Source organism: Kribbella sp. NPDC051770 (assembly GCF_040681455.1).
Classification (GTDB): domain Bacteria; phylum Actinomycetota; class Actinomycetes; order Propionibacteriales; family Kribbellaceae; genus Kribbella.
In genome coordinates, this window is sequence record NZ_JBFAYT010000001.1 from 325060 (window position 1) to 348377 (window position 23318).

Below are 23318 nucleotides of genomic sequence, written 5' to 3' on the forward strand. Positions count from 1 at the left end.
TCAGGCGACGGCCGCCGCGAACAGGTGCAGGCTGCCGGTCGACGGCAGCGTGATCAGCTCGACGGTCTTGGCCGGGTCGAGCGGAACCGAGTTGGCGAACACGCGGTACTGGTACTCCGCGTTGGCGTAGCCGCCCGGGGTGTTGCGGCCGGGCATGCTGATCACCTGGGTCGCGCCGTGCGCGCCGGCGTCCTGGAACGACCAGTTGGGGAAGCCGAACGAGCCGGTGGACGACGTGCCGTCGGCGTACCAGATCGTCACCGTGCCGACCGCGGCCTGACTGGAGCCGGAGCCGAGCAGCACGAGTCGTTGCCCCTGGCCCGCGAACTGGACGGTCTGACCGCCGCCGGCCGCGTTGTCCTTCGTGCCCGGCTGGGCATCCGGCCACTTCAGCGTCGCGCCGAGCGCGCTCACGGTCGAGCCTGGCGTCACCCCGGCCGCCGCCAGGCGCTGCGCCGAGAAGCTGTTGCCCTCGCCGTCGAAGTCGCCGGGCGCCGGGGCCGACTCGTTGGTGACCCCGACGTTGTTGAAGGCCGCCGCGAGGTTCGGCAACGGCGTACCAGAACGTTGGGAGCTCGTTCCGGTTGCCTCACCACCGGCGTACGACGCGGTCGCGGTGAACGTCCGGATCGTGAAGCCGGCCCGCGGCGCGGGCACCCTGATCTGGAAGTCGACCACCGCCGAAGCGCCCGGCTTGACCGCGTCCTTCACGGTCCGGACCTCCGGCGCGACCGTCCACCCGACCGGCCCCCGGAACGAGACCGCCAGCTTCGACAACCGGGTCGCGGTGTTGTTTTTCACCGTCACCTTGACCCTAGCGATCACCGGCCCGGCCAGGTCCACCGTGGAGATCCCGACCTCGACCTGCCCGGCCGCGGACGCTTGCGGAGCAGTCAGCCCGGCCGCCAGCACGGCGACCGCACACACCTTCGCGAAGAGTTTCATCGCGCTCAGCCGACCGGGGGCATGTCGGTCTCGCGGGAGTCGAGGCCGAGGCGGAGGTCCGACCAGCGGCCGCGGGTGAAGTCCGGTACGTCGACCGGGCGGCCGTCGCGCTTCAGGGACTCCACGCTCAGTGGCACCGGTGCGCACCAGGCGGCCGAGTCGTACACGTCGATGTCGGGCACCAGCCCGGCGCGCATCTGCTGCACGATTCGCCACTGCAGGACGTAGTCCATCCCGCCGTGGCCGCCGTTGTTCTCCGCGTCGTCGCCGATCTTCTTCCACAGCCAGTGGTCGAACTCCTGCCGGTACGGCGCGAAGTCGCGCCAGCTGTGGCCGCCGTGGTCGGGCTCCAGGTACACGCGGCCGCCCGTGCTACCGACGGGGACGTAGTCCTCGAAGATGCCGCGGCTGCCGGCCAGGCTGTTGATCCGGCTGTACGGGCGCGGCGAGCTGACGTCGTGCTCGGCCCGGATCACCCGTCCCTTGGCGGTGTCGATCAGGCAGGTGACCAGGTCGCCGTTGACGTACTTCTCGTTCCAGGACGGGTGCGAGCGCGGGATGTTGCGCTCGCGGTAGTCGGCCAGGCCGCGCGGCGCGGTCGCGGTGGCGCGCAGCGTGGTCATCCGGTCGCCGCGGTTGATGTCCATCGCCGCCGCGATCGGGGCCAGGCCGTGCATCGCGTAGAAGCTCGCCGTACTGCGGGTGTGCCACTTCCGCCGCCACGCGTCGGTGTAGTAGGTGTCGCTGAACAGCAGCTCCCGCAGGTCGTGCAGGTAGCCGCCGTGCCCGTTGGTGATCTCCCCGAACAGGCCCTCGTGGGCCATCTTCAGCATCGCCAGCTCGTTGCGGCCGTAGCTGCAGTTCTCCATCAGCCACAGGTGCCGGCGGGTCCGCTCGGAGGTGTCGACCAGGTCCCAGAGCTGCTTGAGCTCGGTCGCGATCGGCAGCTCGACCCCGACGTGCTTGCCGCCGAGCAGAGCGGCCTTGCCCTGCTCGTAGTGGAACTCCCAGGGCGTGGCGATGTAGACGAGGTCCACGTCGCTGCTGCGGACCAGATCCTTGTACGCCGCCGCGGAGCCGCCGTACTCGGTCGGGCGCGGTTTGCCGAGCTGGACGAGCCGGTCGGCGGCCGACTTGGCCCGGTCGGCGCGGATGTCGCAGACGGCGGTGACGACCGCGCCGGGTACGGCGGCCCAGCCGGTCAGCATGCCGGCGCCGCGGTTGCCGAGACCGATCAGGCCGATCCGGACGGTCTGGTGCTCGGCGAAGGGGACGTCGACCATCGAGCGCTGGTCGGGGCGCCGGGCCGCGGCGGTCGCCTCGGCGGCCGTCGTACTGGTTGTGGCGGAGGTGCTGGAGGCGGCGGCCGGTCCGGCGGCGCCGGCGGCGGCCAGGACGCCGGCGACTCCGGCGCCGAGCACGGTCCGGCGAGAGCTGGTGGGATCCACGGTGAACTCCTGTCGTCGGGCGGGGCGAGAAGAAGTGCGTGATATTGCTCGGTATCCCAACATGCTCAACATCTACGCGCAATACGTCAGCGTTCCCCAGATCGATCGGGGGCGGTTGTGCATTGCCGGGCCGCAGCGGGGAAGATGTACGCGGTGTGGGCCGACCCGCCCAGAGATCAGCCCGCCAGGGAGGCAGCAGTGAGCAACACCGGACAGGCCGCCGAGGTTCGCCTCAGCATCCCGGCCGACAGCGCCTACATCGCCGTACCGCGCTCGGTGGTCGGGAACCTCGCCGCCCGCAACGACTTCACCGTCGACGCGATCGACGACCTGCGGATCGCCGTCGACGAGGCCTGCTCGCTGCTGCTCCCGCAGGCCACCGACGGGGAGCTGGAGTGCGTCTTCGCGATCGCTCCGCCGCAGCTGACCGTCCGGACGTCGGCCGTCGTGCCGGCCGGGTGGATGCCGGACACCGACTCGTTCGGGTGGACCGTGCTGACCGCGCTGGTGGAGTCGGCCGCCGCGGAGACCGTCGACGGCCGGCTGACCATCACCGTGACGGCGACCGCCACCGCCGCGGAGAAGGCGTGACCGACGACAGATCCCTGGGCGACCCCCAGGAACCCAGCACCGACCTGCGCACCCGGACCGCCGAGCTGTTCGCCGCCCTCGGGGCCGCGCCGGCCGGCGACCCCGCGCACACCCTGGCCCGGGACGGGCTGGTCTCCCTGCACATGCCGCTGGTCGAGCACCTGGCCCGCCGGTTCCGCAACCGCGGTGAGCCGTACGACGACCTGGTGCAGGTCGCGACGATCGGGCTGATCAAGGCCGTCGACCGGTTCGACCTGGAGCGCGGCGTCGAGTTCTCGACGTACGCGACGCCGACGATCCTCGGCGAGATCAAGCGCTACTTCCGCGACAAGGGCTGGGCGATCCGGGTGCCGCGCCGGCTGCAGGAGCTGCGGCTGTCGCTGACCGCGGCGACCGCGGAGCTGACCCAGGAGCTCGGCCGGGCGCCCACGGTGGCGGAGCTGTCGACGCGGCTGGAGCTGGCGCCGGACCTGGTGATCGAAGGACTGGAGTCGGCGAATGCGTACAACACGCTGTCGCTGGACGCCCCGGATCAGAACGAGGCCGACGCGACGACGGTGCTGGACGGGCTCGGCGGCGAGGACGAGGCGCTGGAGAGCGTCGAGTACCGGGAGTCCCTGAAGCCGCTGCTGGCCCAGCTCGACACCCGCGAGAAGCGGATCCTGACGCTGCGGTTCTTCCGCGGGATGACGCAGTCGCAGATCGCCGAGGAGATCGGCATCTCGCAGATGCACGTGTCGCGACTGCTGGCCCGGACTCTGACCGAGCTAAGGGCAGGCTTGCTTAAGGAATAAGGGGTTCTAGAGCACTGGCGGGTGGTCGCGGGTGGGGTCGTCCTTGAGGGCTTCGGTCGAGGCCTTCTGGAAGATCGCGAGCAGTACGCCGACCGCCGCCAGCGCCAGGACAACCGAGACCGGGCGGGTCGAGCCACCCCAGAAGCTGTAGGCCATCAGGACCTGGATCAGCTGGGTGAAGACCGCCGGCCCGCGGCTCCACGTCGACGCGCGGAACAGCCCGCGGGCGATCAGCAGCAGGCCGCCGCCGTACGCGATCAGGAACACCGTCGTGGTCAGGCCGAGTCCCAACCGTCCGGAGTCGAGCGTTAACGCTTCGGCAAATCCGAGAACGGCGACCACGAGCCCTTCCGCAGCGACCACAGCCGCGGCTAACTTGAGCGGACGCGGTGCGGCTGTGGAGGAATCGGTCGGCACACCGCAAGCCTACGCGGCGGAGGTTCGGGCGTACTGGTGTGCCTGCCAGTACGACGGAACGTCCGTCGCTGGGCAACTCGAAGCCCCGGTGGACCGCTGTGAGGAGCGGTCCGGCGCTGGGCACGACGTACCTGGGCCCACCCCTGCCCCAGGTGCGGCGAAGGGTCGGAGAGCCTTTCCCCACAGGGATTCCAGGTTTTGCGTAACCCCGAGGCTGTTCGATCGGTTACTTGCAGTGAACGGGTGATCGCAGCTCAGGCCCCGCGTTCGGATAACGGACGGGGCGGTCCGCTCTGCACCGGTTCGAAACGTAAAGGAAGCGTTGTGATCGGATCGACAAGTCCATAACCCTTGTTTCGCCAGCGCGAGATTGGGAACATGGTGTCGTTCGTGAAAACGTTCACAACGCTTCGCACCACCCCCGTGCGATTACTTCCACGCTGATCGGGCACAGACCAGCCTTCAGCGTCATTCGACTACCGAGAGAGATGGGATTCGCCATGGATTGGCGCCACCGGGCCGTTTGCCTCGATGAGGACCCGGAACTGTTCTTCCCCATCGGCAACACCGGGCCCGCGATCATGCAGATCGAGGAGGCCAAGCAGGTGTGCCGCCGTTGCGACGTGCGTGAGCAGTGCCTGGCCTGGGCACTGGAAGCCGGCCAGGACCACGGTGTCTGGGGCGGCCTGAGCGAGGACGAGCGTCGTGCGCTGAAGCGCCGCAACGCCCGCGCCCGCATCCGCACCGCCTGACGCAGCAACACGATGGGGCCCCGCGGGATCCGCGGGGCCTTTTGATTTCCCCGTTGCCCCAGGCCCCCACGCTGGCTGCGAAGAACCATGGGTACGCACCAACAGTTGAAGTCCCCCACGGTTGTTCACAGCCAACGAATCAGTCTTTGATCGGCAGATCAAGCACCACAGTCGTCCCCGGTCCGCCGCGTCGGCTGTGGAACTCGAGGGTGCCGTCCAGCTCCCCCAGCACCAGCGTCCGCACGATCGACAACCCCAGATTCCCCGAGGTCTCCGAATCGAAGTCTGTCGGCAGGCCTTTCCCGTCATCCGTGATGACGACATGCAACCGCCCCACAGACCGATTCGCCTCCAGCTCGATCGTCCCCGCGACCTCCTCCCCCTCACGCCCCCCGAACGCGTGCTCAACCGAGTTCTGCATCAACTCCGTCAGCACCATCGCCAGCGGAGTCGCCACTTCGGAGTCCAGCACCCCGAACGACCCCGCCCTCCTGATCGACACCGCCGTAGCAACAGTCGACACATCCGCCACCATCGCCGCCACCCGATCCGCAACATCGTCGAAGTCCACATGCTCGTCGAACGACTCCGACAGCGTCTCGTGCACGATCGCAATAGACCCCACCCGCCGCACCGCCTCCGCCAGCGCCGCCTGCCCCTCAGGCACGGTGATCCTCCGTCCCTGCATCCGGAGTAACGCGGCGACGGTCTGCAAGTTGTTCTTCACACGATGGTGAATCTCCCGGATGGTCGCTTCCTTGGTGACCAGCTCCCGCTCCCGGCTCCGCAGCTCGGTCACGTCCCGGAGCAGGATCAGCGCACCCACATGCTCACCGGCGGCCCGCAAAGGGATCGCTCGCAGGAACAGCGTCGCGTCCGCGTTCTCGATCTCGAGCTCCTTGGCGGCCCGTCCGGTCAGCACCGACGCGAGCACGTCGTCGACCTTGTGCCCGGTGTGCAGCAGTTCCCCGGTGACGTCCTTCAGCCGGCTTCCGACCAGATCGGTGACCAGTCCCATCCGCCGGTACGCCGACAACGCATTCGGGCTGGCGAACGTCACCATTCCGTGCCGATCGACCCGGATGCACCCGTCCCCGACCCGGGGCGTGGTGGACAGCAGCCGCTCCCCGCCGTACGGGAAGATGCCGTCGGTGATCATCCGGGCCAGGTCGGTGGCGCTCTGCAGGTAGGCGATCTCGAGCCGGGACGGTGTCCGGACGCCGAGCAGGTTGGTGTTGCGGGCGATCACCGCGATCACCCGGTCGCCGCGCCGGACCGGGATCGTCTCGACCCGCACCGGGACGTCGTCGCGCCACTCGGGGTCGCCCTCGCGGCAGATCCGGCCGCCGTCGTAGGCCTGGTCGAGCAGCGGCCGCCGGTCGCGCGGGATGAAGCTGCCGACGATGTCGTCCAGGTACGCCGTCGGCCCGGTGGTCGGCCGCATCTGCGCACCGGCCCAGAAGCCGAGGCCCTCGGTGTCGGGCAGCCAGAGCACCAGGTCCGCGAAGGACAGGTCGGCGAGCATCTGCCAGTCCGAGACCAGCAGCTGCAGCCGGTCGAGGTCGGCGGAGTCCAGGGTGGTGTGGTTACGAGCCACGTCGCTCAGGGAGGGCACCCACCCGAGCGTAGTCGTAGCACCCGGCTCGACAGATTCGCGCATTGGGTGTTGATTGATCTGTGCCGAACCACGGTTCGAGTGAAAGGATGTTTTGGTGGAGTCGACGTCGTACTGGCAGGACGTGATGGCCGCGGACTATGCGGTCCCGCACGACCGTGGGCTGAGCGACCTCACCGAGGAGCTGGTCCGGGGCCTGGCCAGTACGAACCCGCAGATCCGCGACGCCCTCGCGTACCCGACGCTGGCCACCTGGCTCGAGCGCGGGGTGTACGACGACCTGCTGCCCGGTTTCGGTGACGGGCTCTGCGCCGGCCTGAACTACGGGCTCGGCGAGGACGGCACCGACACGGTGTTCCGGCGCTCGTTCACGGCACTGACGCTGGCCGAGGTGATCCACCGCGACAACGCCGAGTTCCTGGTCCACGACGAGGTCGTGATGCGCTGGGGCGACCGCCTGGCGACCTGGCTGCTGCGTGAGCGGGACCTGCGCGGCTTCGTCCCGGACTCCGGCTGGGCGCACACCGTCGCGCACGGCGCCGACGCGATCGGCGCGCTGGCGCGTTCTCGCCACTGCGACGCCGGCGTTCTGCGCGCGCTGCTCGACGTACTGGCGGACCGGATCGTCAAGGACACCCAGTACCGCTGGGTGCACGAGGAGCACGACCGGGTCGCGCACGCGGTGATGACGATCCTGCACCGCAACATGCTGACCAGCGACGAGCTGGAGCGCTGGCTGAAGCCGGTCGCGGCGACGGCGGCGCAGCAGCCGATGATGCACGAGACGCTGCCGGAGTGGCCGACGCCGAACGTGTTCAACGCCCGTGGCGTGCTGCACGTGCTGCTCAGCCAGTTGGCGATCGGCGTGAAGGGCTTCCCGATCCCGGGTGACGACGACCTGTTCGGCCGCCCGATCGAGTCCCGCGCGGATCTGCTGCTGATGGTCACCGAGGCGGTCCGCGCTTCCCAGCCGTACATCTACCGGCCGGCACCGAGCAGCAGCTAACGCCGTACGGCGACCGTCGCGATCACCGCGCGATGGTCGGAGCCGTCGATCTCGTACGTCTTGAACCGGCTCGGTTCCACTCCGACGCCGGCCACGACGTGGTCGATCTGCGTCCGCGCGAACACCGGCCGGTCGGCGGGCCAGGTCCCCTGCAGCCCCTCCCCCACGGCCGGGCCGACGCTGCGGCAGTTCTTGCCGAGCGCGTCCCGGAAGTCCGCGTGGTCGCTGGTCGCGTTGAAGTCCCCGGCGACGATCGTCGGTACGTCGGACGCACACCACTTCCGCAGTACGACGAGGTCCTGCTTCCAGGTGCTCACCTCGGACGGTAGCGGCGGGTAGCCGTGGTAGGCGATCAGCCGCAGCTTGCCGAGCGTCCCGCCGGTGACGACGATGTGCCCGAACCGGGTCGTCGTCTGCTGGACGACGCCCGCCTTGTCGAGCGCCGGCTTGCCCTCGGGCGCTGCGCCGTTCGGCACCACGGCGTTCACCCGGCCCGGGTCGAGGGTGTCGGCGGTGAAGGCGACCTTGCCGAGCGAGCTCGCCACCAGCACGCTGGTCGCGCTCTCCGGTGCGGCGTTCGCCTGCACCGTGTACCCGTGGTAACCAAGCCCGCTGAGCTGCTGCTGGATCTGCTCGCGGACGTCGACCTGTGCCTCGGGCAACGACACCAGGTCGGGCCGCTGGGAACGGATCAGCTTCCCGACCTCCTCGGGGTCGGCGCCGCCGCCGAGCACGTTCGCGACCATCACGGTGAGTGCGCGCGATCCCGGTTCCGGCGGCTCCGGGTCGGAGATCGCCCGCGGCGCGGTCAGCGCGGCACCGGTCAGCACCAGCAGCACGACCAGGGCCGAGGCGAGCCGCCAGCTTCGGCGTACGAGCATCAGGAGGGCCAGGACGAGGACCAGCGCGAGCAGCTGCGGCCGGAACGCGACCAGCTGCGGGAACGGCGTCACCTCGTCGAGCCCGAACAGCTCGGGATAGAGCGGTACGGCAACGACCAGCAGGAACAGGGTGGACAGGACGACACTGCGGACCCGCCAGGCGGTTTCGTTGTCCATCGGTGTCCCCTTACGTCTAGTCGCGTTCCATCAGCGAACGGTAGCGTTCACCGTTGCGCCAGCCTGTGTCCCCGAGGAGGTTGCTGTGTCCAAGCTGTCCGCGGTGAGACCCGCGTACTGGATCGCCGGCGTTCTGCTGGCGGCCTCAGTCGTGGTTCCTCTCCTGGTCTCCACCTATGCCAAGGACGAACCCCGGTTGTGGGGTTTCCCGTTCTTCTACTGGTACCAGCTGCTCTGGGTGTTCATCTCCGCGATCACGGTGAGCATCTCGTACTGGCTGGTGACCGGTGAGGAAAAGAAACGACGCGCCGCCGAGGGGCTGGACGCGGTCAAGGAGGGCGACCGGTGAAGCACGTCGACTGGGTCCAGCTGATCATCGTCGTGGTGATCTTCGTCGCGGTCACCGTGATGGGGTTCATGGCGGCCCGCTGGCGCAAGACCGGTGAGCTGGACAGCCTGGACGAGTGGGGCCTGGGTGGGCGGGGCTTCGGCACCTTCATCACCTGGTTCCTGCTCGGTGGCGACCTCTACACGGCGTACACGTTCGTCGCGGTACCGGCCGCGATGTACGCGACGGGTGCGATCAGCGGCTTCTTCGCGGTGCCCTACACGATCGTGGTTTACCCGATCATCTTCGTGTTCATGTCCCGGCTGTGGTCGGTCTCGCACCGCAACGGCTACGTGACCCCGGCCGACTTCGTCGGTGGCCGCTACGGAAGCCGGGGACTGTCGCTCGCGGTGGCAGTGACCGGCATCCTGGCCACGATGCCCTACATCGCGCTGCAGCTGGTCGGCATGCAGGCCGTCTTCGAGGTGATGGGCCTCGGCGGCGACAACCTGCTGGCCAAGGACCTGCCGCTGCTGATCGCGTTCGCGGTGCTGGCGGCGTACACGTACTCCTCGGGCCTGCGGGCGCCGGCGATGATCGCGTTCGTCAAGGACGGCCTGATCTACCTGGTGATCGGCGCCGCGATCCTCTACCTGCCGGGCCAGCTCGGCGGCTGGGACAGCATCTTCGACGCCGCCCAGACCAAGATGGAGACGCCGTCGCCGACCACCGGGCAGCCGATCGGCGCGTTCATCCCGGGCGAGGCCGGCTACTCGTCGTACTGGACGCTGGCGCTCGGTTCGGCGATGGCCCTGTTCATGTACCCGCACTCGGTGACCGCCGTGCTGTCGACGAAGAACCGCAACGTCGTACGCCGCAACGCGGCGATCCTGCCGGCGTACTCGCTGCTGCTCGGCCTGCTCGCGCTGCTCGGCTTCATGGCGATCAAGGCGAACGTCGACATCAAGGGTCTGGACGGCCTGGCCAACCCGCAGCTGGCGATCCCGCGGCTGTTCGACCAGGAGTTCCCGGCCTGGTTCGCCGGGATCGCGTTCGCGGCGATCGCGGTCGGTGCGCTGGTGCCGGCGGCGATCATGTCGATCGCGGCGGCGAACCTGTTCACCCGCAACATCTACCGCGACTTCCTGAAGCCGGATGCGACGCCCGCGCAGGAGGCCAAGGTCTCCAAGCTCGCCTCGCTGCTGGTGAAGTTCGGCGCGCTGGTGTTCGTGCTCGGGATGGACAAGACGATCTCGCTGAACCTGCAGCTGCTCGGCGGGATCTGGATCCTGCAGACCTTCCCGGCGATCGTGGTCGGCCTGTTCACCCGGTGGTTCCACCGCTGGGCGCTGCTGGCCGGCTGGGCGGTCGGCATGGTCTGGGGCACCATCACGGCGTACAACGTGGTGAACCCGGCGACCGGCAAGCACTTCGGCGGTTCGCTGGCGATGATCCCGTTCACCGACACCAAGGTCTACATCGGCCTGACGGCGTTCGGGCTGAACCTGGTCGTCGTGCTGGTGCTGACGGTGGTGCTGCGGGCGCTGAAGGTGGCCGAGGGCACCGACTCGACGCACCGGACCGACTACACGGCCGACGCCGGGGACCCGGGCGTGAAGGACCTGAACGAGCTGCTCGACGAGGGTGGCGCGACCGCGAAACCCTGACCTGGTTGGCTTTTCCGGCGGGCGGTTCCTCCTCGGAGGGACCGCCCGTCACGCTTTGCGGTTATGTCGACACGCTAAGGAGTGTCATGTTGCCCGGATCCGGGCAGCATCACGGGCAGAATCGCGAGGGTGCTGCTGGTCCTGCTCGTCATGGTGCTGGCCGCGGGAGCGGCGTTGCTCACCGGCGGCCGGCTCGTTCGCCTGGCCGACAGCAACCTGGCCGGCCTGCACTGGCTGGCCGCGGCAGCCACCGGCCAACTGCTCGGCTCGGTCACCGGCGGCATCGCGTACCCGGTCGGCCTGATCGGCTCGGCCGTCTGCATCGCCGTCTTCCTCCGCCAGAACCTGCGCCACCCCGGCGTCGCCCTGCTGGCCCTGGGCTTCACGGCGAACGCGCTGGTCGTCGTACTGAACGGTGCGATGCCGGTGTCCCGCGAAGCGCTCGGCCAGGCAGGCCTGACGGCCTTCGTCGTCGACCCACGCCACGAGCTCGCCGACGCGCAGACCCTGCTCCCCTGGCTCGGCGACGTCGTACCGGTCGCCCTCCCCTGGCTCGGCCAGGCCGTCAGCCCCGGCGACGTCCTGATCGCCGCAGGCGCCGGCCTCCTCCTGTACGCCGGCCTGGGCGGCACCGGCCGCGTCCCGGCCGACCGCGCCCCTTCGTGGGCCGAACTAGAAGCGGAACCCGCGCCCGACCACCCGGCGCAGTGACTCCACCACCACCGGGTCGTACTCCGCGCCGATCCCCAGCCCGATCGACTCCATCGCCTTCTCCGGCGACTGCCCCGACCCTTCACCGACGAGCTGCTCGTACGCCAAGGCGACGTTGACGATCCCGCTCTCGACCGGGATCTGCGAGTTGTTCGCCCGCCCTTGCCGGTAAGGATCGTTGGAGTGCCGCACGATCTCGGCAACGTGATCCAGCACGCCGGACCGCTCGATCACGGAAGCCCCGATCTCCGCCGCCTGCTGGCGCTCGGCGCGGTTCCGCAGCAGCGACGCGCCACCCGGGCTGGGATCGGCGAGCGCGAGCTGCCCGACACCGGACAGCAGGGCGGCGTACTCGAGGGCTTCCATCCGATCGGGGCGCAGCCCGAGGTCGTACCCCAGGGCCACGGCCAGCGTGGCGGTCCGCGCGTTCTGACCGGCCGTGCTGAAGCCCGCGATCTCGGTACTCCGCGCCATCGAGCGGACCGTCTGCCGGTAGGTCCGTTGCGCCGAGGCGAAACGACGGAACGCGAACTGCGTCAGCAACAGCGGCACGACGACCAGCGGCAGACCCCAGAGCCCGACCAGCGACGTACAGGTCGCCAGCAGGATTCCGCTGATGCCCATCGCCATCCCGATCCGGGCCGCCATCAGCACTTCGTCGCGGAGCGCGGCCGGGAACGGCTGGTTGAACTTCTCGGTCGCCTGTCCGGCACCGACCAGAGCGTCGATCACCACCGCGCTCAGGACACCGAGCAGCATCGCGCCGGTGAGTTGCAGCGCGTCCTGCCAGGACCCGCTCCAGCGCAGACCGTCCGGCGTCACCGCTCCGAACACCGAAGCGGCGCAGGCGACGGAGAGCACCCGGCGCGAGGACACGACGATGTCCCAGCGCAGGCCGGCGATCGCTCGCGGGATCACGCCTGCCAGCGTGGCCAGGCCGGTGACGGCGATGACCTGCCCGACGTTCGGGGAGACAGTCACCTCAGGTGGAGTGAGCAGGACGTACCCGAGCGCGGCGCTGGTCGCGATCGGCGCCCGGTTACGGCTCCTGTCGACACGGAACTGCACCATCTCGCCGATGGCGATCAGCAGTCCGAAGGTCAGGGCGTAGGGCCACTCGCTCAGCCCTTCCCGCACGCTCACAGCGAGCCCCGCCAGGCCGAGCACCCCGCCGGCGAGCACGATGACCGCTCCGCTCCCGAGCTTGCGCGGCTCGCTCACGTCCGCCGACATCTACGCGTCCGCCGGACCGGCAGCGGTCCCGGTGGCGCCACCGCTGCTGCCGAGACTCAGGTCGTCGTGGTCGATCCCGGACCGGACGCTGCTGTCCGGAGCCGGCTGGTCGACCGCCGCGGCCTTCCAGCCCTGGGTGCGGATGAGGTCCACGAAGGCGTCCACCAACTGGGGGTCGAAGTGGCTGTACCTGTCCTGGAGCAGGATCTCCAGCGTCTGGTCCACGCTGCGCGCGGGCCGGTACGAACGGGTCGAGGTCAGGCAGTCGAAAGCGTCCACGATGCCGATGATCCGGGCGAAGTACGGAATGTTCGTCCCGCTCAGACCGGCTGGGTACCCGGTGCCGTCGTACTTCTCGTGGTGGTGCAGCACAGCGGACTTCACTTCTTCGAGGAACGGGATGTTGCCGATCAGCTCGACACCGCGCGCGGGGTGCAGCCGGATCGCGTCCATCTCCGAGTCGTCCAGCCGGCCGGGCTTCTGGATGATCCTGGTCGGCACACCGACCTTGCCCACGTCGTGCAGCAATCCGGCGTGCTCCAGCGCTTGCTGCCGGTCCTCGGGCAGCTTCAGCCGCTTGCCGAGCATGCCGACACCTTCGCTGACCCGCTCGGAGTGGCCGCGGGTGTAGAGGTCCTTGGTCTCGATGACCTGGATGAACGCCCGCATCGTCGCGGCCTGCGCGTTGCGCTCCGCCTCGTACAACGACAAGGCCCAGCGGGCAACGAGGAGGGGCACGATCACCAGCAGAATCGCTCCGACACCGAGGCCCCCGACCCACACCACCGCCAGCAGTACGCCGAGCAGGCCGTAGCCCATCATCGGCAGTACGGTGGGCGCCGCGACCTTGCGCAGGAAGTCGAGCGGTGACGTGGCACCGCGGTCCAGCCACAGCACCAGACACATCAGCACGGCACTGACCGCCAGCCAGGTGGTGATCGCCGCACCGGCCGCGAGCAGCGCACGCCCCGGTGACTCCAGGACCTCGGCGCCCCGGACATCGCCGGCCCAGACGAAGACCGCCCCCGCGGCGGTGGCACACAGCACGGCCTGGGCTCCGTTGAAGACCCTGCGCATCAAGGGCAACCGGCGGTCCTGCGTCAAGGGCAGCAGAACCACCACGACGACTGTCGCGGCGGGACCGGACAGCAGGAAAAGCGCGATGCCGACCACGTAGTCCAAGGACGCACGCACCGGACCGACTTTGGATCGGAGCAGGGCTCCGACGAGCAACAGAAAACCAAGCGACACCGTAGGGGCGTCAAGCCTGGTATTGAACAGCGCGACGAAGAGCGTCACGATGGCGATACCAGCGCTGAACGCCACCGTCAGGCGGAGCGGCCAGCGGCTGTTCACCCGTGAACTCTAACCTTCACCACTCCCACGCGTCACTACCGGACATCTGCCGTCACCTCCGATCAGCGGTCGCGGTCTCGAACTGCCGCGGCAAGGCAGTGCAGGGGGCAGACAGCACATCGCTGACTCTTCAAGATTTTGCTCATCAGGCACGCCGCGAAACACTGTAGGCCAGAGCGTGACCCGCCGCACGGTGCGAGAGCAGCGTGCTGATATGAGACACTGTGACTCTTTGCAGTTGTTACAAGGAGGCTTTCGAATGGGCAAGACCGGCCGCAAGCGTCGCGCACGCAAGAAGAAGGGCGCGAACCACGGCAAGCGCCCGAACGCCTGAGTTCAGGCGGCTACTGACAGCGAGGACCCCGGTGAAAACCGGGGTCTTTGCAATTTGGTCACATGTCCGGGCAAGACCACCAATAGCAGAGGTCTTGTATTCGGAGCGTCTGCCCACAACTACTGAACGCTATAATTCAATCAACTGTTTAAGGCCGCGTCCAGGATTCACCGGTACCGGCGGGAGCCTGTGGACAACTCGCCCCCGCTGTCGGCGCCACCTCCTACAGTTAGGGCTGTCGAACGCGGTTGTATACCGCGGACCACGGGGCGCGGCAGGAGGTGGACAGAGGTGGCGACCGAGCTGCTCGGGGAGCTGCTGCGCGAGTTCCGTCTGTCCGCCGGCCTCACCCAGGGAGCGCTCGCCGAGAAGGCCGGGCTGAGCGAGCAGGCCGTCAGCCTGCTCGAGCGCGGTACCCGCAGGCGTCCCCGGATCAGCACCCTGCAGGCTCTCGCCGGCGCGCTCGGGCTCGATGCCGACGCGGCGACCCTGCTCACCGACGCGGCCCGGGGATCACGCGATCCGGCCGTCACGCCGGTTCGGCCGCCGAGCAGCGACACCGCGCCGCCACCTCGGCAGCTCCCGCCGACGCTGGCCGACTTCACCGGCCGTCCGGCCGAGGTCGAGGCTCTGGTCTCGGCTCTCACCGACGACGTCACCGTCGGCACGGTGCGTACGGTCGCGGTGACCGGGATGGGCGGGGTCGGCAAGACCTCGCTGGCGGTGCACGCCGCCCACCTCACCGCCGACCTGTACCCCGACGGCCACCTCTACCTCGATCTGCGCGGCTACGGGCCGGGCGATCCCGTCCGGCCGATCGAGGCCCTGGCCCAGCTGCTGCGCTCGCTCGGCGTCGACGGACAGTCGATCCCGGACGGCGTGGAGGAGTCCGCGGCGCTGTACCGCTCGCGGCTGGCCGGGCTCCGGATCCTGGTCCTGCTCGACAGCGCGACCGGCGCCGCCCAGGTCCGGTCACTGTTGCCGGGGGCACCGGGCGCGGCGGTGATCGTCACCAGCCGCCGGAGCCTGACGACGCTCCCAGGCTTTCGCCAGATCCGCCTGTCCCCGTTGTCGGAGGCCGACTCGGTCGCCTTGCTGGGCCGGATCGCCGGGGAGTCCCGGGTCGCCGCCGAGGCGCCGTCGGCGAAGGCGATCGCGCGCCTCACCGGCCGGCTGCCGCTCGCGGTGCGCTTGATCGGCGCCCGCCTGGCCGCGCGGCCGGGCTGGCCGGTCGAGCACGTGAAGAACCAGCTGCAGGACGGTCGCCGCCGGCTCGACGAGCTCGGGTCCGGCCACACCGGCGTACGGTCGAACATCGCGGCGTCGGTGGAGTTCCTGGCCGGCAGCGACCAGCTCGTCGAGCGACAGGCGGCCGAGGCGCTGGACTTCCTGGGCCTCCCGGACGGCACCGAGCTCGTCACGACCACGGCCGCCAGCCTGCTCGGCGAGAGCGAGCAGCACGCCGAGGAGATGCTCGAGCGGCTGGTCGACCTCAACCTGCTCGAGTCGACCGCGCCCGGGCACTACCGGATGCACGACCTGATCCAGGCCTACGCGCGGGAGAGTTCGGGACGACGGCTGACCGAACCGACCCGGATCGAGGCGCTGGCCCGGGTGCTGACCTACTACACCGAGCTCGCTTGGCGGTGCCAGCAGTTCACGCATCCCAACAACAGCCGGCTCCAGATCGCGACGACCCCGGTTCCGGCCGCGCTGCGGACCACCGAAGGAATCGACGCACTGACCCTGCTCGAAACCGAGTGGCCGAACGTGTCCGGGGCGTTCCACCAGGCCCATCGGACTCCGGAGCTGCAGCATCAGATCCCCGAGCTCGTGCTGGCGCTGTTCGGGTTCTTCGACACGCAGGCGAAGTGGACGGAGATGCGTCTGCTCTACTCGGTCGCGCGCGACCTCGCAGACCGTCCCGGCACCGACCGGCGACTCGTGGCCTGGCTGGAGCACGACCTGGCCATCCCCAACGCCGAACGCGGAGCGCTTGAGCAGTCCCTCCGTCATCTGAGGGTGAGCCAGGAGATGTTCCGCGTCAATGGAGACCTGGCTGGTCAGGCCCGGTGCGCCAGCTCGCTCAGCCATGTCCTCGAGCGGCTCGGCCGGCTGGATGAGGCCGTGGAACGTGCCGAGGAGGCGCTTCGCCTGAGTCAGGAGATCGGGGACCAGACCGTCGAAGGCATCAGCTACGTCGCGCTCGCCAACTTGTACAACAGGGCGGGCCAGACCGTCCGCGCCGAACGCGCATTCAACCGCGCCATCGCGCTGGCCACCATGTCCGGAAACCTACGCTCGGTCGCGCGGCGCAATCAGATCGCCGCCAAGTCCTACCAGAACGGTGGACTGCCTGAGCCGGCGATCGAGTTCATGTCGAAGGCGCTTTCGACCTTCCAGGAGATCCAGGACAGGAACGGCCAGTCCGAGTGCCATCGTGAGTTGGCTGCTCTGCACTCGGCGACCGGTGACCTGGCGACGGCTCTTGAGCACGCCCGGGTGGGTGCCCAGCTTGGTCGGGAGCTCGGCAGCCGTCAGCGTGAAGGCGAAGCTCTGATCGAGCTCGGCAGGGTCGAGCACGCACTCGGAGAACTCTTCGCTGCTCGTGATCACTGGCGCAAGGCCGCCGGTCTGTTGCACTCTCAGTCCGCCGATCAGGAGGCCATCGCGCTCGCGTTGCTCGCCGAGCATCCCGATCCCCGGGAGGCCGAGACGTCTCCACCGCTCGCGGTGCCGGTCGAGGGCAGCTGACCCGAGCCAGCCGGTCGTCGCGCCGGTTGAGCGCTGCTGAAGCGAGATCGCGTGCCTGTCCCCGGAGACGCCGCGACCGCGGCACCCTGGGGGTGGCGCGGTCGGGGTGATGCAGACCTGAGGGTCAGTCGCGCGTCGTCGTTTCGACGCGGGCCTGAAGGTCAGTCCGTGGTCGTGGTCTCGACGCGGACCTCGGTCAGCCGCAGCAGGATCTTGGCGCGCAGCGCGTCCGGGGCCTGGTCGTCGCCGCAGGAGCGGTGGACGAGTTTCTTGATGCAGCGTTCGAGGTCGTACTGGTCGAGGCAGGGAGCGCACTCTTCCAGGTGGGTGCGGATCTCGTCGCTGCTGGCGTCTTCGAGCTCGTTGTCGATGAAGACGTACACGCGCTGCAGGATCTCGCTGCAGTCGACGTCGTGGTGCTCGCCGCAGCTCACGACTCCTCCTCGGTCTTCGCGTCGGTCGCGGGGATCAGGCCGCGGTCGCGGGCGTAGTCGGCCAGCAGCTCGCGCAGCTGGCGCCGGCCGCGGTGCAGCCGTGACATCACGGTGCCGACCGGAGTCCCCATGATGTCGGCGATCTCCTTGTAAGCAAAGCCCTCGACATCGGCCAGGTAGACGGCCAGCCGGAAGTCCTCCGGGATCGACTGCAGGGCCGACTTGATGTCGGAGTCGGGCAGGTGCTCGAGGGCGACCGCCTCGGCCGACTTCAGCCCGCCGGGAGTGTGCGACTCGGCGGCGGTCAGCTGCCAGTCCTCGATCTCCTCGGTCGGCGACTGCGTGGGTTGGCGCTGTCGCTTGCGGTAGCCGTTGATGAAGGTGTTGGTCAGGATCCGGTACAGCCACGCCTTCAGGTTGGTCCCGGGCGTGAACTGGTGGAACGAGCTGTACGCCTTCGCGAAGGTGTCCTGGACCAGGTCCTCCGCGTCGGCCGGATTACGGGTCATCCGCATCGCCGCGGCGTACATCTGGTCGAGGAAAGGCAGCGCCTCGCGCTCGAAGCGCTCGGTCCGCTGCTCGGGAGTCTCGGTGGTCGTCGATGTCGGCATCACTATCGAGAATACCGGGGCGACCCCAGAACTCGGTGCTCTGTCCAGGCTCGTAACCGTCATGTCTGGTAGAACACACCCCGCCGCGGGGTCATTCCCTACCCGGAGACCTCGCGCGACACCCATTCGAAGACGGCCTCGACGAGCACCTCGTACGACTCCTGCTGGCTCAGCTCGGCCCGTTTCGGCACCTTGAAGCTGTGGTCGGCGTCCGGTACGACGGCCATCTCGGTCAGCGGCGGGAACTCCTCGGGCGTCCCGAACGGATCCTTCTCCCCCTGCACGACGAGCGTCGGCAGCCCCGCCGCCTGCAGCTCGTCGACCCGCGACTTGTCCGGCTTGCCCGGTGGGTGCAGCGGGAACGACAGCGCCAGTACGCCGGACGCCCCCAGCCCGGTCGCCGTCCGGCAGGCCACCCGCGCGCCCGCGGACCGGCCGCCCAGCACCAGCGGCGTCCGGATCCGGAGCTGGCCGATGATCGCGACCCACGCCTCGTCGAGGATCTTCGGCGCCGGCGCGAGCTTGCGCCCGGCCCGCCGCCAGGGCTGCTCGATCAGGAACACGTTGATGTCCTGCTTCGGCAGCCGGGCCGCCAGCGCGGCCAGGTCACCGGCCTCGATCCCACCCCCGGCGCCGTGACCGAGCGCCAAGGTCGCCACCGGCCGCCGGGCCCGGTGCGCCACGATCCGCGCCTCACCGTGCGGCGTCGCCACAATCCGTTCGTCGGTCACGGGCCCATCCTGTCATTGGAAGCGCCGCTGACCGGTCACCCACACAGCTCAGAACAGCGGATTGTCCTCGGCCTGGGTCGGCGGCCCGGGCTTGTCGGCCGGGTCCTCGCCGTCCGGGGGCAGCGGGTCGACCAGGTGCGGGCCGTTGTTCTTCACCGAGCTGACCGCCTTCGACACGGCGTACGCCTCGAGCCGGCCGGGGGCCGCCGGGACCAGCAGCTCCAGCAGGTCGTCGGGGTCCGAGGACAGCGGGTCGAGCCAGGCGTCGTACCGGTCCTTCTCGACCAGCAACGGCATCCGGTCGTGGATCTGGCCGAGATCGTCGGTCGCCGACGTGGTCAGCACCGTGCAGGTCCACAGCCAGGCCGCGTCGGAGTCGGCGTCGGCGACCGTCTTGTCGCGCCAGATCTCGTACAGCCCGGCCATCGCCAGGACGCCGCCGTCCGCGGGACGGATGAAGTACGGCTGCTTGACCGGCTTGCCGTTCTTCTTCTGCTCGGTCTCGTACCACTCGTAGTACCCGTCGGCGGGCAGCAGGCAGCGCCGGGTCGCGAACGCCTTCTTGAAGGCGGGCTTCTCGGCCACCGTCTCCATCCGGGCGTTGATCAGCCGGCTGCCGATCGAGGTGTCCTTGGCCCAGGACGGCACCAGACCCCACTTGACCGTGGTCAGCTTGCGAACCACCTGGTCGGGCTGCTCCCGGTTCTTCCGCTCGACGACGGCGATCACCTGGTCGGTCGGGGCGACGTTGAAGTTGTCCGGCAGCTCCTGGACGGACTCCTTGACGTTGCCCGCGGCGATCTCGAACTCGACCACCAGGTCGGAGGGGTCCCGGCTGCTCGCGTAACGGCCACACATGCCGAACAGCCTAGCCAGCGCCACCGACAGATCACGGGAACGTGCAGCGGCGGTGGATCGCCTACCCCGTGATAGGCGATCCACCGCCTGCTTGTCGCGCCCGGGCATCCCCCTGTAGACGTCCGGGCGCAAGCTCTAGCGCCGGGTCAGCTCGTCCAGCAGCCGGACCGCCATCGCGTCGCTCGCGGGCAGTCCCTCGATCCAGATCCGGGCCAGCTGCGGCTCGTCGGTGTCGAGCCGCCACTGGGTGATCAGGGCTCGGACCGTCGCGACCTGGTCCGGCAGGTTCGGCTCGCGATCGACGAGCGCCGCCGCGCGGTGTGTGCCGAGGCGGCCCAGTACGTCACCGCCCGCGAACACGATCCGGAGGCACTCCGCGACGTCGACGAGCCGGAGCTCGCGGTCGAACGGCGTGGTGCCGGGCGGGTTGAGCGGCTCGACCACCACCAGTGCGTGGGTCGCCGGTACGGAAGTTCCACGGAGATCGGCCTCCCGGTAGATCTCGCCGAGCCGGGACCGCAGGTGCGCCAGGCTGGACAGCCCGGTCAGCGGGTCCTCGCAACTCAGTGAGTGCAGGTAGATGAGTGACGCTTCGGCCCAGCTGGAACTGAGTGCGCGTACCGCGGCGAAAGCCGGCTCGCCCCCGGCGATCGAGCGGTACAACGCACTCAGTCCATCCAGTGCCTCGAGCAGCGAGACTCCGTCGGCCGCCAGTTGGCGGCCGACCTCGTCACTCGCAGGCACGACGTCGGCTCCGTCCTGGAGTGCCTCGGCGATCGCGAGATAGGCACTCCGGTCGAAACCAGCTGTGCCGTGCGGCTCCCTCCTTCCGCACGGTTGCTCAGGTGACGACGCTTCCGGCCGGTCCCGGGCGAGCGACCCCGCCAGGTTCGGGCCGCGCAGCGAGTCGAACCGCCGGCGGATGTCCGCGTACAGCGACATGACCCTCCTTCACGCAGCCCTTTCAGCCTCCCGACCAGGTGGCCGGAAGCGTCGTTCTGAGGGAGAGACAGCGCGCTGACGGGTTCATGACGCAGATTTCAGGGATTTTTTTCCGTAACCTCTGACTGGCCGTGGTCGTCAATCAGAGGAGTCTTGTCCTCGGCAACTTGTGACAGACTGTGACGACTCGATGACAGCAGGGGGAGAGCCTCGATGGAGGAAGTGCCGAGCGACGCGGAGCTGATCGCGCGCGTGCGTTCGGGCGACCTCGAGGCGTACGGCGAGCTGTTCGCCCGGCACCACCAGGCCGCCGAGCGGATGGCCCGGCAGCTGGTCCCGGCCAACGACGCCGACGACCTGGCCAGTGACGCGTTCGCGAAGGTGCTCGATGCCCTGCGCAACGGCGGCGGCCCGGACGTCTCCTTCCGCGCCTACCTGCTGACGACCGTCCGCCGGGTGCACGTGGACCGGATCCGGGCCGGGCGCAAGGTCACCTCGACCGACGACATCGCGGCGTACGAGCGGGAACCGCAGGGCTTCGACGACCCGACGGTGACCGGGTTCGAGAGCGGCGCGGCGGCGAAGGCGTTCGCCTCGCTGCCGGAGCGCTGGCAGGCCGTGCTGTGGCACACCGAGGTCGAGGGCGAGAAGCCCGCGGCCATCGCTCCCCTGCTCGGCCTGACCGCGAACGGCGTCTCCGCCCTGGCGTACCGGGCTCGTGAGGGCCTCCGGCAGGCGTACCTGCAGCAGCACCTGGCCGACGTCGCCGGTGACCGCTGCCGCTGGACCACCGAGCGGCTGGGCGCGTACGTCCGCGGCGGCCTGACCAAGCGCGAGAACCGGAACGTCCGCGAGCACCTGGACGAGTGCGCCAAGTGCACCGCGGTCTACCTCGAGCTGGTCGAGGTCAACAGTGCGCTGCCGGCGCTGCTCGCCCCCGCCCTCCTGGGCACGGCGGGCCTGGGCTACCTGGCCGCTGCTTCCGGCGTGAAGGTCGGGATCGTCGGCTTCTTCGTCACCGGTTGGCAGAAGGCCACCGAGAACAGCACCCGCACGGCGCTCAGCGCCGGCGGAGCTGTCGTGGTCGTCGCGGCGGCGGTGATGGCCGCGCTCGCGCTGACCGGTGGCGAGGCGCCTCCCGCAGCGATCGACCAACCCCCGTCGCAGCAGCCCACGCAGGCGCCCCCGCCACCGCCGGTGCCGCCGTCAGCGAAGCCGCCGACGCAGAAGCCGCCCGCGACCCAGCCGACGCAACCAGAGCCGAGCCAGCCCGAGCCCACTCAGGCAGAGCCGACCACTGCGCCGACGAGCGCGCCCACCAGCGCCCCGACGACTCCGGTGCCGACACCGCCGTCGCCGACCACACCGATCCTCGACGAGGGCCTGCTGACGATCAGCCTGCCCACCGGCGGCGGTAGCCCGTCGACGGGCGGCCCGGCGCGGGGCGGTACTGCGTTGGGTGGCGGCAGCCCAGCGGCGTACGGGCCGTGGGCCCGCAGCGGCGCCGAGCGGGAGGCCGGGCTGCGCGCCACCGTGGCCATCAAGGTCCCGGCGAACAACAAGAACGCTGTGGTCATCGGCATCAAGTACGGCAACGCCCTGCAGTGGCCGCTGACCGGGGACCCGGCGGGCTGGACCTGCACCAAGGCCGCCGACGGCAAGAGCGGCAGCTGCACGGCTGACAACCCCGCGGCCCCGCCGGTGCTCCCGATGACGTTCACCGAGCCCACCGGCGGCTCGGTCACCGACCGCACGTTCACCGTCTCCGGCAAGTCCGGCCGCCTGTACGACGACGACTCCGCGACGCTGACCGCTCCCCCGCGCCTCGACGAGAACCTGCTGAAGCTGGCCGTCCGCAAGACCGACCCGGACCGCTACTTCCGCACCATCACCGTGGCCCCCGGCACCGACCGGACCGGTGTGACGCTCAAGCTGACGTACGGCGCCTCGCTGGAGTGGCCGCTGGCTGCCAGCCCGGCCGGCTGGAAGTGCAACCAGGCCGCCAGGACCTGTACGTCGACGACGCCGACCAAGCCGGCTCCGCTGCCCGCCGACTTCGCCGTACCGGCTGGTGGCTCTGCAGCGGCGCGGACGTACACGGTGACGGCGACGGCCGGGCTGCTGCACGACACCGACTCCGAGACGCTGGCACCGGTCCGGATGGACGAGTCGCTGCTGCGCATCCTCACCCCGGACCCGCACAACGACCCGAACCCGTTCGTCTACAACAGGTTCCTGGACCTGAGCGGGACGACCGGCCCGGTCACGCTGGACATCACCTGGGGCCGGAACGTCAGTCTGGTCACCTACATCGCCAAGGGCTGGACGTGCTCGCGCTCGACGGACGTCCGGCAGGCCACCTGCTCGACGGACAACTACACCAAGGCGCTGAACACCGAGTGGGCCGCCTGGCCCGGTGGCGGCGTGAAGAACCAGATCACCGTCAAGGCGACCACCCCGGGCCGGTACGACACCGACACCGCGCAGATCCCGCCGACCGGGCACGGCAAACGCTAAACAGGTTTGGCGCTGTGCCTGCCGCGCCCTAGGCTGGTGGATGTTCGCGCTGACGGAACCGAGTAGCGCCGGACACCTGTGCTGGAGAGAGTCGCCGGTAGCTGCGAAGGCGACGTACAGGCCCGGCTGTGAAGACACTCCTGAGCGAATGCGTAGCAAGAGGCCGAGCATCGCTCGGTGAAGGTGTGGTGGCACCGCGAGTCCCCTTCGCCCACA

Annotated in this window: 21 protein-coding genes; 9 read left to right on the forward strand and 12 right to left on the reverse strand. The window is 69.6% G+C overall.

Annotated elements, in window-relative coordinates; genetic code table 11:
• Together AB0M01_RS01575 and AB0M01_RS01580 are read right to left on the reverse strand one after the other, a co-directional pair.
• Entirely contained in the window at positions 1 to 945 is a 945-nt protein-coding gene (locus tag AB0M01_RS01575; RefSeq protein ID WP_363664898.1) for an NEW3 domain-containing protein, read from the reverse strand.
• Positions 946 to 950: 5 nt separating this feature from the next.
• Positions 951 to 2393, reverse strand: a complete 1443-nt coding sequence (locus tag AB0M01_RS01580) for a Gfo/Idh/MocA family oxidoreductase (protein WP_363664899.1) — start codon at positions 2391 to 2393, stop codon at positions 951 to 953.
• A 198-nt stretch (positions 2394 to 2591) separates the two neighbouring features.
• Here AB0M01_RS01580 and AB0M01_RS01585 point away from each other — a divergent pair, with 198 nt between their 5' ends.
• Together AB0M01_RS01585 and AB0M01_RS01590 are read left to right on the forward strand one after the other, a co-directional pair.
• Positions 2592 to 2984, forward strand: coding sequence for an anti-sigma regulatory factor (locus AB0M01_RS01585; RefSeq protein WP_363664900.1), 393 nt, complete (start codon positions 2592 to 2594; stop codon positions 2982 to 2984).
• Positions 2981 to 3778, forward strand: coding sequence for an RNA polymerase sigma factor SigF (locus AB0M01_RS01590; RefSeq protein ID WP_363664901.1), 798 nt, complete (start codon positions 2981 to 2983; stop codon positions 3776 to 3778). Before AB0M01_RS01585 ends, AB0M01_RS01590 begins: the two co-directional genes overlap by 4 nt.
• 6 nt (positions 3779 to 3784) lie before the next feature.
• On the opposite strand, the gene AB0M01_RS01595 is transcribed toward AB0M01_RS01590, so the two are convergent.
• Entirely contained in the window at positions 3785 to 4069 is a 285-nt protein-coding gene (locus tag AB0M01_RS01595; RefSeq protein ID WP_363664903.1) for a hypothetical protein, read from the reverse strand.
• Between the two features lie 626 nt (positions 4070 to 4695).
• Here AB0M01_RS01595 and AB0M01_RS01600 point away from each other — a divergent pair.
• Positions 4696 to 4947 (forward strand): WhiB family transcriptional regulator, encoded by a 252-nt coding sequence (locus tag AB0M01_RS01600; protein ID WP_012922773.1) that lies wholly within the window; start codon positions 4696 to 4698, stop codon positions 4945 to 4947.
• Between the two features lie 139 nt (positions 4948 to 5086).
• On the opposite strand, the gene AB0M01_RS01605 is transcribed toward AB0M01_RS01600, so the two are convergent.
• On the reverse strand, positions 5087 to 6562 hold the full coding sequence (locus AB0M01_RS01605) for a histidine kinase N-terminal domain-containing protein (protein ID WP_363664904.1): 1476 nt from the start codon (positions 6560 to 6562) through the stop codon (positions 5087 to 5089).
• 97 nt (positions 6563 to 6659) lie between these two features.
• On the opposite strand from AB0M01_RS01605, the gene AB0M01_RS01610 reads away from it, so the two are divergent.
• The gene (locus AB0M01_RS01610; RefSeq protein ID WP_363664905.1) at positions 6660 to 7568 is read left to right on the forward strand and encodes a DUF2785 domain-containing protein; all 909 of its coding nucleotides are present in this window, start codon (positions 6660 to 6662) and stop codon (positions 7566 to 7568) included.
• Here AB0M01_RS01610 and AB0M01_RS01615 read toward each other — a convergent pair.
• Complete coding sequence (locus AB0M01_RS01615) at positions 7565 to 8626, reverse strand: endonuclease/exonuclease/phosphatase family protein (RefSeq protein ID WP_363664906.1); 1062 nt, start codon at positions 8624 to 8626, stop codon at positions 7565 to 7567. The genes AB0M01_RS01610 and AB0M01_RS01615 overlap by 4 nt on opposite strands.
• 85 nt (positions 8627 to 8711) lie before the next feature.
• Here AB0M01_RS01615 and AB0M01_RS01620 point away from each other — a divergent pair, with 85 nt between their 5' ends.
• The 3 genes from AB0M01_RS01620 to AB0M01_RS01630 all read left to right on the forward strand — a co-directional run bounded on the left by AB0M01_RS01620 (position 8712) and on the right by AB0M01_RS01630 (position 11332).
• Positions 8712 to 8975, forward strand: a complete 264-nt coding sequence (locus tag AB0M01_RS01620; protein WP_363664907.1) for a DUF3311 domain-containing protein — start codon at positions 8712 to 8714, stop codon at positions 8973 to 8975.
• Positions 8972 to 10621, forward strand: a complete 1650-nt coding sequence (gene mctP / locus AB0M01_RS01625) for a monocarboxylate uptake permease MctP (RefSeq protein ID WP_363664908.1) — start codon at positions 8972 to 8974, stop codon at positions 10619 to 10621. The genes AB0M01_RS01620 and mctP overlap by 4 nt, the downstream gene beginning before the upstream one ends.
• Positions 10622 to 10750: 129 nt before the next feature.
• Positions 10751 to 11332, forward strand: a complete 582-nt coding sequence (locus AB0M01_RS01630; RefSeq protein ID WP_363664909.1) for a DUF5317 family protein — start codon at positions 10751 to 10753, stop codon at positions 11330 to 11332.
• Here the strand turns inward: AB0M01_RS01630 and AB0M01_RS01635 are convergent.
• Together AB0M01_RS01635 and AB0M01_RS01640 are read right to left on the reverse strand one after the other, a co-directional pair.
• Positions 11294 to 12565 (reverse strand): HD domain-containing phosphohydrolase, encoded by a 1272-nt coding sequence (locus AB0M01_RS01635; protein ID WP_363664910.1) that lies wholly within the window; start codon positions 12563 to 12565, stop codon positions 11294 to 11296. The two genes, AB0M01_RS01630 and AB0M01_RS01635, sit on opposite strands and share 39 nt — an antisense overlap.
• Positions 12566 to 13759, reverse strand: a complete 1194-nt coding sequence (locus AB0M01_RS01640) for an HD-GYP domain-containing protein (RefSeq protein WP_363664911.1) — start codon at positions 13757 to 13759, stop codon at positions 12566 to 12568.
• Between the two features lie 685 nt (positions 13760 to 14444).
• Here AB0M01_RS01640 and AB0M01_RS01645 point away from each other — a divergent pair.
• Positions 14445 to 17009, forward strand: a complete 2565-nt coding sequence (locus tag AB0M01_RS01645; RefSeq protein WP_363664912.1) for a tetratricopeptide repeat protein — start codon at positions 14445 to 14447, stop codon at positions 17007 to 17009.
• Between the two features lie 161 nt (positions 17010 to 17170).
• Here the strand turns inward: AB0M01_RS01645 and rsrA are convergent, their stop codons facing one another.
• The 5 genes from rsrA to AB0M01_RS01670 all read right to left on the reverse strand — a co-directional run bounded on the left by rsrA (position 17171) and on the right by AB0M01_RS01670 (position 20585).
• Positions 17171 to 17443 (reverse strand): mycothiol system anti-sigma-R factor, encoded by a 273-nt coding sequence (gene rsrA, locus AB0M01_RS01650; RefSeq protein ID WP_184796691.1) that lies wholly within the window; start codon positions 17441 to 17443, stop codon positions 17171 to 17173.
• The gene (locus AB0M01_RS01655) at positions 17440 to 18054 is read right to left on the reverse strand and encodes a sigma-70 family RNA polymerase sigma factor (RefSeq protein ID WP_363664913.1); all 615 of its coding nucleotides are present in this window, start codon (positions 18052 to 18054) and stop codon (positions 17440 to 17442) included. Before AB0M01_RS01655 ends, rsrA begins: the two co-directional genes overlap by 4 nt.
• Positions 18055 to 18152: 98 nt before the next feature.
• On the reverse strand, positions 18153 to 18785 hold the full coding sequence (locus AB0M01_RS01660; RefSeq protein ID WP_363664914.1) for an alpha/beta family hydrolase: 633 nt from the start codon (positions 18783 to 18785) through the stop codon (positions 18153 to 18155).
• A 48-nt stretch (positions 18786 to 18833) separates the two neighbouring features.
• On the reverse strand, positions 18834 to 19643 hold the full coding sequence (locus AB0M01_RS01665) for an SOS response-associated peptidase (protein WP_363664915.1): 810 nt from the start codon (positions 19641 to 19643) through the stop codon (positions 18834 to 18836).
• Between the two features lie 135 nt (positions 19644 to 19778).
• Positions 19779 to 20585 (reverse strand): hypothetical protein, encoded by an 807-nt coding sequence (locus AB0M01_RS01670; RefSeq protein WP_363664916.1) that lies wholly within the window; start codon positions 20583 to 20585, stop codon positions 19779 to 19781.
• Between the two features lie 213 nt (positions 20586 to 20798).
• Between AB0M01_RS01670 and AB0M01_RS01675 the strand changes: the two genes are divergently transcribed.
• Complete coding sequence (locus AB0M01_RS01675; RefSeq protein ID WP_363664917.1) at positions 20799 to 23102, forward strand: sigma-70 family RNA polymerase sigma factor; 2304 nt, start codon at positions 20799 to 20801, stop codon at positions 23100 to 23102.
• Positions 23103 to 23318 lie beyond the last annotated feature (216 nt).

Excerpts from the sequence above, each read along its gene's own strand:
- AB0M01_RS01575 (WP_363664898.1), bottom strand. The coding sequence starts at position 945 with ATGAAACTCTTCGCGAAGGTGTGTGCGGTCGCCGTGCTGGCGGCCGGG.
- AB0M01_RS01600 (WP_012922773.1), top strand. The coding sequence starts at position 4,696 with ATGGATTGGCGCCACCGGGCCGTTTGCCTCGATGAGGACCCGGAACTG.
- AB0M01_RS01615 (WP_363664906.1), bottom strand. The coding sequence starts at position 8,626 with ATGGACAACGAAACCGCCTGGCGGGTCCGCAGTGTCGTCCTGTCCACC.
- AB0M01_RS01635 (WP_363664910.1), bottom strand. The coding sequence starts at position 12,565 with ATGTCGGCGGACGTGAGCGAGCCGCGCAAGCTCGGGAGCGGAGCGGTC.
- AB0M01_RS01655 (WP_363664913.1), bottom strand. The coding sequence starts at position 18,054 with ATGCCGACATCGACGACCACCGAGACTCCCGAGCAGCGGACCGAGCGC.
- AB0M01_RS01665 (WP_363664915.1), bottom strand. The coding sequence starts at position 19,643 with ATGTGTGGCCGTTACGCGAGCAGCCGGGACCCCTCCGACCTGGTGGTC.
- AB0M01_RS01670 (WP_363664916.1), bottom strand. The coding sequence starts at position 20,585 with ATGTCGCTGTACGCGGACATCCGCCGGCGGTTCGACTCGCTGCGCGGC.
- AB0M01_RS01675 (WP_363664917.1), top strand. The coding sequence starts at position 20,799 with ATGGAGGAAGTGCCGAGCGACGCGGAGCTGATCGCGCGCGTGCGTTCG.